At 60.0% G+C, this 11,053-nt stretch carries 6 protein-coding genes; 3 read left to right on the forward strand and 3 right to left on the reverse strand.

Annotated elements, in window-relative coordinates; all coding sequences use genetic code 11:
• Nucleotides 1-571: 571 nt before the first annotated feature.
• The 3 genes from HMPREF3098_RS00010 to HMPREF3098_RS00020 are packed head-to-tail and all read right to left on the reverse strand — an operon-like array spanning nucleotide 572 to nucleotide 3,355.
• Nucleotides 572-1,990 (reverse strand): hypothetical protein, encoded by a 1,419-nt coding sequence (locus HMPREF3098_RS00010; protein ID WP_070433515.1) that lies wholly within the window; start codon nucleotides 1,988-1,990, stop codon nucleotides 572-574.
• On the reverse strand, nucleotides 1,971-2,984 hold the full coding sequence (locus HMPREF3098_RS00015; RefSeq protein ID WP_070433516.1) for an ATP-binding cassette domain-containing protein: 1,014 nt from the start codon (nucleotides 2,982-2,984) through the stop codon (nucleotides 1,971-1,973). Before HMPREF3098_RS00015 ends, HMPREF3098_RS00010 begins: the two co-directional genes overlap by 20 nt.
• Complete coding sequence (locus HMPREF3098_RS00020; protein WP_070433517.1) at nucleotides 2,981-3,355, reverse strand: GntR family transcriptional regulator; 375 nt, start codon at nucleotides 3,353-3,355, stop codon at nucleotides 2,981-2,983. The genes HMPREF3098_RS00015 and HMPREF3098_RS00020 overlap by 4 nt, the downstream gene beginning before the upstream one ends.
• 162 nt (nucleotides 3,356-3,517) lie before the next feature.
• On the opposite strand from HMPREF3098_RS00020, the gene HMPREF3098_RS00025 reads away from it, so the two are divergent.
• The 3 genes from HMPREF3098_RS00025 (at nucleotide 3,518) to HMPREF3098_RS00035 (ending at nucleotide 10,998) form a co-directional block, all read left to right on the forward strand.
• A complete protein-coding gene (locus tag HMPREF3098_RS00025) occupies nucleotides 3,518-4,918 on the forward strand; it encodes an NYN domain-containing protein (RefSeq protein ID WP_070433518.1) in 1,401 nt (466 codons plus the stop codon).
• A gap of 227 nt (nucleotides 4,919-5,145) precedes the next feature.
• On the forward strand, nucleotides 5,146-7,242 hold the full coding sequence (locus HMPREF3098_RS00030; protein ID WP_070433519.1) for a galactan 5-O-arabinofuranosyltransferase: 2,097 nt from the start codon (nucleotides 5,146-5,148) through the stop codon (nucleotides 7,240-7,242).
• Between the two features lie 219 nt (nucleotides 7,243-7,461).
• The gene (locus HMPREF3098_RS00035) at nucleotides 7,462-10,998 is read left to right on the forward strand and encodes an arabinosyltransferase domain-containing protein (protein WP_070433520.1); all 3,537 of its coding nucleotides are present in this window, start codon (nucleotides 7,462-7,464) and stop codon (nucleotides 10,996-10,998) included.
• Nucleotides 10,999-11,053 lie beyond the last annotated feature (55 nt).

The following is an 11,053-nucleotide window of genomic DNA, read 5'->3' on the forward strand; positions in this document are numbered from 1 at the left end:
CACAAATCCCCAGCTCACACCACCAAAACACCACGACACACAACACCAACCCACCACCACACACCAACCAACACCAACCCCAAGGCATCCACACCAAGAAGCCAACCGCACACAACACCAACCAACCCCACACAACAACCCCAAGGCGCCCACACCAAGAAACCAACCCACCACCACGCACCAACCACCAGCCAACCAACACCAAAACCCCGCCAACCAACCGCACACAACCCCAAGGCGCCCACACCAACAAACCAACCCACCACCACGCACCAACCACCACCACACACCAACCGCACACACCAAGCCCATGCAACCCCAGGACATCCACATAAAATGAAACCCCGCACAACGGCGGGGTTCAGCTGCCTTAGCGAAGAAGCAACCAGGTGGAGTCACTACCCCGTAGGCCTGCAATCGACGGTTCGGCTTCAGCAGTTTCAGTATCTACAGCACGGCATTGGGTTTTGGGAAGCTACTCCCAGGTTCCGAAGAGGGCGATAGCGATAGCCGACTTGTTGGCGATAGCGATAGCCGACTTGCTAAAGGATCGTGCGCTGGCGAGGGGTGGCTACTTCGACGTTCCGAAGAAGTCGATGTCGGTGGAGTCCCGCACATTAAGGTGCTTGTGACCCCAAGCCCCGATGCTCCAGAACACCGCCGCGACCACGAGCGACAACAGGCAACCACGCCAGCCCAACGCCCAGAACAGCTGATCAAGGCTCAAATTTTCTCCGGATGCCTGCACGATTGCATCGTGCTGTTTTCGTACGGTCTCCACCACCATCGCTATCCCCACACCGCCGATGGCGTAGACCAAGCAGATCGTGGCTCCGATACGCCATCCCCGCATACGGTTGACGGCGATAGTCAACGCATTCGCAAGACCGAGCAACAAAATCTGCCCACACAGACCAAGCAGACCAGCTGCGGCCACTGAATAGACACTCCAAGGAAGCGCTGGTTGCACGCTCCGCATCCCTAGGCCGACAAAGTACGCGCCGAAAGCCGCGATCGTTACTGCCGGGCCGAGCCATAAGGAAACGACCTGCAGTTTCAGGTGTTGCCGCCACCATTGGGGGCGCGCTCCGGAGAATGCCAACCAGTGGTTTAGTTGCGATGCATAAGTACTGGCGAGGATAAACGGCACATTGATCACGACAACTAAAAGGAACCATTGGCCCCACGAGAAGACCTCACGAGGATCGGCAGTAATCAGATAGGTAAGGCAGATCAACACAAAGCTGCCCACAATCAAAGGAGCCCGGTACCATTTCCCGGCGCTAACCCATGGCTTGACGATGATTTCATCGAGAAGCGTGTCCCCGCTGGAAAGCTTCCGGCCCAAGCCCGCGCGAACCCCAATGATCGATTCGTCGTCTTTGTCGGCGTGGTCGCCGCCGATGGAAGCCTGAGCGGTCTTCTCCGCCCGTTTTTCCTCGAGGCTATGCTTCCGGCGTTCCTCGCGGGTCACCGCATCCTCGATCTTTTCCGCTTCCCGCCAGTCGTTGATATACACCGCGATCTGCATCAATGCAGCAATCACTAGCGGAACCCAGAACTCTGCGGGCCGCGGGCCGACTTTCCACAGCAGAATCCCGCTTTGTGTGAGCAGCATGACAAGGCCAAACAGCAGGCCTAACGACAATCGCGCTCGGCGAATAATCGCCGTGGAGCAACTGAGGGCACGCAGCGCAGAAGCGGGCCACACAACGAAGCTGGGCGACAACCCTGTAACCACTACAACGCACAGAAGCATAAACCAATCAATGAAAGCCCCCGCTGGCAAGTCCTGCAGCGCAAGCATCAGTGGCACGTAGAACACAACCCAAAGTGAAAGGAACCCGGACTTGGGTCGTCGCACCATCGTGACGGCCATGGTCTTCGCAACGTGCCAGTCACTGGGCCCCGTCGCGGAGGCTTGGCCAGGGAAGGCAGGCGCGCCACCGGTCCCGCGCTGGATAACCCCATTACGTGTTGCTGTGCCCACTGTCATTCACCCCCAATTCGCGTCCGGTCAAAGCCATGACAGCCTGCTCTAGGTCCGGGTGCGTCATGCGAACCCCGGTGCCCGCTAGCAAATTGTCCATGCGTGCAGAATCCATCGGCACTGCGTGCGGGTTGCCGCGCCCCAGGGCCCGAATATCCACGAACACTCGCCGCTGGCCACCCATCGTGGTTTCGGACAGCAGGGCTTCTTGAGCATTTAGGGCGGCCAATTGATCGGATACCGCCGCCTCGGAACCGGTGAGGACCGCAATCCGCTCAGTCACCCGCTCTAGCGCATCCACTCCGGTAATTCGCCCGCGGTCGATAAAGATCACGTCTTCCAGAATCTTCGAGGCGTCTTCGATGTGGTGGGTGGACAAAATGATCGTGCGCGGATTGCGTTCCACGTCCTCCAACAGGTGCCGGTAGAACATCTCTCTATTCTGCACATCCAGGCCCAGATAGGGTTCATCTAAAAGCGTGATGGGGCACTGCGCCGCCAGGCCCATGACAATGGAGACCAAAGACTTCTGCCCTCGGGACATCGTGCCCAGCGACTTCTTGATATCGAGGTCATATTCTCTGACGTAACGCGCGGCGAGATCTCGGTTCCATGTTTCCCAACGAGCCGCACCCATTGCCAGAAGCGCATTGACTTTGACGTCGGTCGGCCAGGCGGCGTCGGGCCCCGAAAGAATAAGCCGATCCAACACCGCCCGGTTGTCGATCACCTGTTGCCCGTCGATGGTGACGTCGCCCTCGACCCGTAGCTGGCCGGCAATGGCACGCAGCAAGGTGGTCTTGCCCGCCCCATTGCGGCCAATTAAGCCATATATACGGCCGCCAGGCAGGTGGGCTGTGACGTCGTGGAGGGCTCGGTGACCGCCACTAAATTTTTTACCGACGCCACGAAGATCGATACTGCCGGTCATGAACTGCGCCCCGGTCGATGCGACTTCGGTATCCGGTGGGGCTGAATAGTTACTTGTGGTCATGTGTATAGTCCTCGACTTTCTGCGACTTGGTCGATAAGGGTGTGTACATAGGAGCGATCGAATCCGAGCTTGACAGCTTCATCGATGAGCGGGACAACGTAGCTCGCTGCGAATGAGCCCTGTCGGAGCTTGAGGATCGTTTCCCGTGCCCCCAGTTCCACGAACATGCCGACACCGCGGCGCTTGCTCAGCACTCCCTGATCAACGAGCAACGTGAGGCCTTTGCGTGCGGTCGCGGGGTTAATGCTGTGAAATTCCGCCAGCTCGTTGGTGGAGGGTGCGCGTTGCCCCTCTTCTAGGGAGCCATCGACGATTGCATCAGCGACGAGCTCCGCTACCTGCTGGAACAGGGGTGAGGTGGCTTCATCCACTGGGCTTCCCCCTTTCTGACGGGGTGGAAATGTCTGGTAATAGATGTTCCGTGCAGCAGCCCACCTAGCTGGTTGGTTACTTGCGTAACTAACCATATAACACATTTTTCGGGCATGCTAGAGGACGAAGAAAAAACTCAATTAAAGAACGGACAATGCTCAATGTTGGAAAGAACGCAGGTTTATGTTGACACCTCTTATTTGCTGGCGAGCTTTTATAACGCCTGGGAAACCGGTGCGCGCGCCCAGCTAGAAATCGATTTACCGGAGGTCGTCTCTGTACTCAGCACCATGGTGCAGAACCAGTTGAAACAGCCCGTTCATAGACAGTTTTGGTATGACGGTATCCCCGAAAACGGGCCCCATCGCTATCAACGCTCCCTACGAAGCGAACCCGGCGTGCAGCTTCGTGCCGGACAACTGATTGAGTGGGGCGATCGGCGCACGCAAAAAGCCGTGGATACCCGCCTGGTCGCGGACATGGTGATCGCCGCACTCAAGGGGCAAGTGTCCGATATCGTCTTAGTTTCCGGCGATGCCGACATGCTGCCGGGGGTGGAGGAAGCCGTAGCCGCGGGCATCCGCGTGCACCTGTATGGATTCGGTTGGGATTCAATGTCCAACCAGCTGCGCTATGCCTGCGATACAACAACAATCCTGGATCCTCGCGAGGACTTCAAGGACACCATGCGGTTGGAAATCCTCGAGGGGCCATTGCTGCCGTCGCAATGCGAAGACGAAGATCAAGCCAAGAATTCCGTGGATGCCGACTGCCCCGCCGTCGATTCCGATTGTTCTGCAGAAGAAGCCGCCGCCGCGGAACTTGCACTCAGCGAGGCCGAGGGCGACGAAGATTACATTGTGGTTGACCCCGCAGCCGAAGAAGGCGCGGACGCTGCTGAAGAAGCTGAGGCCCTCAAGGAGACAGCCGCCGACAGCAATCCCATCCCAGGTCCCGTTCGCAGCGGCCCCGGCGCGACTTCTCGCGGCGCAGAGCCCGTTGGGGTCAATGAACGCGGGGTGGCGTCGAAGGAAAGTGAACCAGCCGCACCAACCCCGGCCGATGCCGCCAACAACAAGTCGCAACCAGCAATAACCCCGCTGACAGTCAGTGATAGAACGGCGGAGGTGCCGGCCAACGAGCAGGCCAGTACGCCGGCCAACGAACAGGCTCCGTCCGAGAGTGGGGAGTCCGAGAGTGGGGAAACCGAGAACTCCCCACGCCCAACCCCACGCCCGAACCCCGGAATGATGGCGCGGCACCGCAAACTGCGCAGCCGGTACGTCCCGCTGCCGAACGAGGTGTGGACCTCCGCAGGGGAGCAAAGCCCCTACGACATCGGTCAGCAATACGCCATCTGGTGGTTCGATAATGCAGCCACCGAGGATCAAAAGGACAATGCGCATATGCTGTCCGGCGGCGGACTGCCACCGGACATCGATCGACCGCTACTGCAATTCGCGTGCGACACCCTGCACGAATACACCCTTACAGAGCGCCAGCGCGTGGGCTTGCGCGACGGCTTTCACGCGGGAATCCGTGGGATCCTGCTGCGGAAATAAGATTCCCCGCCAAGCTGGGCCGGGTTGGGACGGGCCCCGCCAAGCTGGGCCGGGCTGGGACGGATTAGCTACGCAAGTGACACCTGGGTGACCACTTGCGTGCCAACTTGAGTTGCCTGCTACATAACCATCGAGGTAACCGTCCAGGCAGCCACCCAGGCAGCCACTGCAGCAGCGCCCGGCATAACTGGGTGGGGATTGTCGCACCGGTATGGAATTATGAGTCCATGACAACCGAAGCCAGCACCCGGCGCCTCTTGGTGCCCGCCAGTGATGACTACCCGGCCTACGCGGACGATGCATTGTCATTGCCGTCCACACTTTTGCGCATGCTTCTCACCGGTGTGGCAGCAGCGATTCTCACGCTGACCGCGTGGTTTGTCACCGGCAGGGTGGACTTGCCCGCGTTCAACAGCAGCTATGTCCTCAAAGCACTGTCCACCGCGGGAATCATCCTGACTACCTTGATCGTGGCCTTGGCGTGCTACCGCTGGTTGCATCCGCGCACCCGCAGCACCCTGCGCTCCCTATTGAGCCACAGCGCAACGGGTGCGCGCCCCACCCGCGTGTCTCGGTGGATGCAAACCTCTCTGGGCAGGGTCACGCTCACGAGCGTGTGCTACTTGGCTCCCGCAGCGTTGGTCATCGCGTCGCTGGCTGTACCTTTGGCCGCAACCCGCCTGTACCTCGATGGTGTGAGTGTTGACCAAGCATTCCGCACGCAATTCCTCACGCGCATGACGGACCAGCTGAGCTGGGACGATATGGCCTACAAGGATCTTCCCAGTTTCTATCCTGGACTGTGGTTTTTTACGGGTGGCCTCTTTGCCAAACTCACCGGAGTGGCGGGCTGGGCTGCGTTCAAACCTTGGGCGCTCGTCACCATCGCTGCGACCGGCTCCATGCTGGTCCCCGTGTGGCAGAGGATGTCCGGCTCACTGCCCGTTGCCACGGCTGTGGCAATGGTGACGGTGACGATCACCTTGGTCATTGCCCCCGAGGAGCCCTACGCTGCCATCGTGGCCATGGGCATGCCCGCAGCGCTGATCATGGCACGCCGCGCGATGTTTGGCGGTCGAGCTGCTCTCGCGGGCATCATCGTTTACCTGGGGTTGTCCGCCAACCTGTACACATTGTTCACGGCGATTTCCGCCCTGGCTGTTGTAGTCACCAGCCTATTGGCCTCCATTGCGTATCGCTCCATCAAGCCACTGCTCATCACCTCGGTCATTGGCATCGGTTCCATGGCCATCGCGCTGCTGGGCTGGGCCCCTTACTTAGCGAGCCTGTTCACTCAACCCCACGGACCCACGGGTAAGGCACAGCACTATTTGCCCAGTGACGGCACGGAGTTACCTCTGCCGTTCTTCGAATCTCCCGCCCTGGCTGCACTCAGTCTATTGGCGCTTATCTGGCTGGTCGTCCGATACCGTGATGGGGATGTTCGCGCCTTATCCGTCGGGCTGTTCGTGACGTATGGCTGGATAACACTATCGATGCTAGCCACGTTGGCAGGCACCACGTTGTTGGGCTTCCGCCTGGGATTGCCCGTTGCCATCATCCTTGGCGTAGCGGGTGTGTTAGCTATCGCCGAATTCCACTTATCAGGGCTGCGACGGCTATACCCGGAGACCCTCTCGGACACCAATGCGCGCCTAGCCAGCCGTGTTATTGCCATCCTGATGGCCCTAGCCTGCATTGGTTACGCGACCTCGATCCCCTTCACTAATCAGGACAACATCGATCTCGCATACACGGATGCCGACGGCGAGGCTAAACGTGGCGACCGATTCCCTGCCGATTCCACCACTTATTACCGGAATGTCGACGCCACCTTGATGGAGCACTTCACGTCTCGCGCAGGCACCGTTCTGCTCACAGACGAGAAGAACTTCATGTCCTTTTACCCGTATCACGCATTCCAAGCGATGACGGCCCACTATGCCAACCCCCTGGGGCAGTTCGAAGAACGCAACAAGGAAATCGAACGTTGGTCCACCATCACCGATCCGCAGGAATTGCGCGACGCCATGGATGCCGCTGAACGCGATCGCGGTTGGTACAAGCCCGATGCCATCGTGATGCGCGGCCAGTTGGACCTCAAGGAATCCCCAGAGGAAATCGCCCAACTAACAGAAGAAGGGAAGTACCCCACCGTCGTAGGCGCGGGCGACGGCACCTTTACCTACCTCATCGCAGATGACATTTACCCGAATCAGCCAAACGTGCGGTTCCGTTCTCTGCAGTTCCACGCGGCCGCCTTCGCCGACGGATGGTCACTCACGCAAGTCGGCCCCTTCGTGGTCGCAGTCCGAGACAAATAGTGCCGCCCTCTTCACAGTTTCACGCGTCGGCCTTCGCCGACGGATGGTCACTCACCCAAGTCGGCCCCTTCGTGGTCACAGTCCGAGACAAGTAGTGTCACTTTCTCAGGCAAGAACGTGGCGGCGTCGAAATAAAAGCAGCTAACACACAGCAAAAGGCACGTAACACCAGTCACAAGAGTTACGTATCTAGGGGTTTTTGACGTAGGATGACTACCCGTGTCAAAGGTCCAACAACAACGGCAAGCGGAGTCCACAGTCCGGCAACGATCGCGGCTCAAACTAGTTTCGATCGTCTCCGGTCTAGTTGGACTGATGATGTTCGTCTCCCTCCCCTTCCTGCCCGTCAAGCAGGAATCGGCGGAATTCAACTGGCCGCAGGGAGGTGACCTCAATTCCGTCACGGCCCCATTGATCTCCTACGTCCCCCAGGATCTGGATATCACGCTTCCATTGCAAGAAGTGCAAAACCTCAACGAGGGCGAAAGCACCATTCTCTCCACGGTGCCGGAGGGTTCTACCGAGCCCACGCTGCGTGGCATGTTCGTGCGCTCAACCGGTGACGGTATCGACGTTGTGTTGCGCAACGTGGTTCCGCTGACACTGAGCAAGGACGACCTGAAGGCCCTGCCCAAAGATGCCAAGCTGCGGATCGTCTCAAACTCCGAGGTCACCCGCGTATGGGTACCCGATGCCACCCGCAAGGACAACACCCCCTACGATGCCTCCATCGGCGATGACATCCGACCGATGGTCACCGGCATCTACTCGGAAATCATCAACACACCCGAGTCCGCCAAACAGGCCACCGAAGCGGGCCTGCAAGCCCATGTGACTGTGGACTCCCGCTTCAGCTCCTCCCCCACGCTGCTGAAGTCCGCTGTGATGTGGCTGGGCATCGTCCTCACCATCATCGCGCTGTGGACTTTGCACCAGATGGACAAGCTCGACGGGCGCGGCCAAGCCCGCCGCCGCGGTCGCGTGCTGCCGGCTGGCTGGTGGCGACCACGCCTGCTGGACGGCGTGGTCGGCGGATCCTTACTGCTGTGGTACTTCGTGGGCGCAAACACCGCTGATGACGGTTACATCCTCACCATGGCACGCATCAGCGAACACGCGGGTTACATGGCCAACTACTACCGCTGGTTCGGCGTGCCGGAATCCCCATTCGGCTCCCCGTTCTACGACCTGATCGCACTATTAACCCACGTATCTTCGTCTTCCACGTGGGTGCGCCTGCCGTCGCTGCTAGCCGGTCTTGTTACATGGCTCGTCCTATCACGCGAGGTGCTGCCGCGCCTCGGCGCGAAGGTGAACTCCCGCGCCGTCGCTCACTGGACGATGGCGGCAGTTTTCCTGCTGTTCTGGATGACCTACAACAACGGCACTCGCCCCGAGCCAATCATCGCGATGCTGTCTCTACTCACCTGGGTTTCCCTAGAGCGCGCCATCGCCACGCACCGCCTGCTTCCGGCCGCCGTGGGCACCCTGTTTGCCACGCTAGCGCTGTCCGCAGGCCCCACGGGATTGATGGCCGTAGCTGCGCTGCTGGCTTCCATCGGATCCTTGATCGGCATTCTCATCCGTCGCCTGCCACTGCTGGATGCTCCCAAAGGCTCCCCTCGCGGACGCACCTTTGTAGCGATCCTGGCGCAACTCGCGCCATTCTTGCCTGCGGGTACCGCAGTCCTGATCACGGTGTTCGCGGACCAAACGTTGGCGTCGGTTATGGAAGCAATCCGCGTGCGAAGCGCCATCGGCCCAGCGGTGCCGTGGTATGAGGAATACCTGCGCTACACCGCGTTGCTCGAGCAGACCGTGGACGGTAGCTTCCCCCGCCGTTTCAGCATCCTCATGCTGTTCTTCGCGTTCGGTGTGGTTATCGCTTCCATGCTGCGCAATCGTCGCGTCCCCGGTGCCGCCAAGGGGCCCAGCACCCGCTTGGTCATGGTCATACTGGGCACGATGTTCTTCATGACCTTCACTCCCACCAAGTGGACCCACCACTTCGGTGTATACGCGGGCATCGGCGCAGCTATCGCGGCGCTAGCAGCCGTGGCGGCCTCGCACATCGCACTGAAGTCACTGCGCAACCGCATCCTGTTCATCGGCGCCTCGCTGATGCTGTTCGCCTTCACCCTGTCCGGCACAAACGGTTGGTGGTACATCTCCTCCTACGGCGTGCCGTGGTGGGACAAGTCAATCCAGATCGCCGGCATCGAGATGTCGAGCGTGATGCTGGCTGTTTCCCTGCTGGTTCTAGTCACCGCTGGTGTCATTGGATTTCTTTCCGACGCCAAGCATGCCCGAGCCACATCCTCCGCCGAAGTCGCAGATATCGACCAGAAGGAAAAGCGCCAGTCGGCCCGACTCAACGGGTTGACCGCCGCACCCATCGGTGTGCTGAGCGCGGTAGTGGTAGCCTTCATCCTCGCTTCGCTGACCAAGGGTATGCTGGCGCAATGGCCCGCCTACAGCGTGGGGCAGGGCAACATCAAGACCCTCTCGGGCAATACCTGCCAGTTGGCGGACGCCGTGCGCGTGGAAAAGAACACCAACGATTCCTTCCTAGAAGTAGCCGATGGGTCCGCGTTGAAGGATTCACTGCAGGGAGCGGACGCGCGTGGATTCGATCCGAACAATGTGCCCACGCGCATTAACCCCGGTGAAAACAACTCCAGCGGCACCACCCCCCAAACCAGCGTGATCAACCAGAACCAATTTAAAAATGGTGGCACGAGCACGGACGGGGCGGCGTCGAATAAAAAGAACGACGGCACCGATAAGACTGACAGCCAAGCCGGCGGAAGCAACGACGACGGAACGGGCACCAGCGCGGTCGATGCGGCAAATGCCGCGCAGGACCAGTCCGTGGAGTCCGGCACCACCGGTGGTCTGACGGAGACCAAGGGAGTGAACGGCTCCTACGCGAAACTGCCGTTCGGCTTGGACGGCAAGAAGGTGCCAGTGTTGGGCTCGTTCACCGAAGGACTGCAGCTGCCGGCTCACACCACCACCAAGTGGTTCAAGGTCCCAGAGCTGACGGATACCAAGCCACTGATTGTGTTCTCCGCAGCCGGCGAAGTTGCGCACTACGACATGAACGGTGTGTTCCAGTACGGCCAGGAGCTCAAGGTGGAGTTCGGCAAGTCCAACGGTCAGGGAGATTTCGAGCTGATGGGGCAATACCAGCCGCTGGACATCGGCACCGCGCCGGAGTGGCGCAACATGCGCATTCCAAAGGAAGCCGTGCCCGAAGGTGCCGAGGTGATCCGTATCCGGGCCGTGGATATGAATGTCACGCCCGATCAGTGGCTGGCGATCACGCCACCCCGCGCACCCGAACTGATCTCCATGAACGAGGCCATCGGTAGCGACCAGCCCGGATTACTGGACTGGTCCGTGGCGCTACAGTTCCCATGCCAGCGTTCCTACGGGCACAAGGCGGGTGTGGCCGAGGTTCCGACCTTCCGCGTATCCCCCGATCACGGTGGCCGTCGCGCGCACTCGCCTGTGATGGATTACTCCGGTGGTGGCTCTGTGGGGTTGGTTCAAATGACCACCGAAGCCCAGGAAATGCCTACCTACCTGCAAAATGATTGGCAGCGAGACTGGGGTGTGCTAGACAAGCTGACGACCTATAAGGACGGCGCCGGGGAGGAGCCGAAGCCGGTTGAGCTGAGCACATCCACCGAGACCCGATCGGGCACTTGGACACCTGGGCCGATGAAGTTCGAGTCCAAGAAGAAGCGGTAGGGGTGCTGCTGGGGGGTGTGAGGCTGGTGCTGGGGGTGGCTGGGCCTGGGGGTGG

The organism is Corynebacterium sp. HMSC28B08 (assembly GCF_001806865.1).
Lineage (GTDB): Bacteria > Actinomycetota > Actinomycetes > Mycobacteriales > Mycobacteriaceae > Corynebacterium > Corynebacterium auriscanis.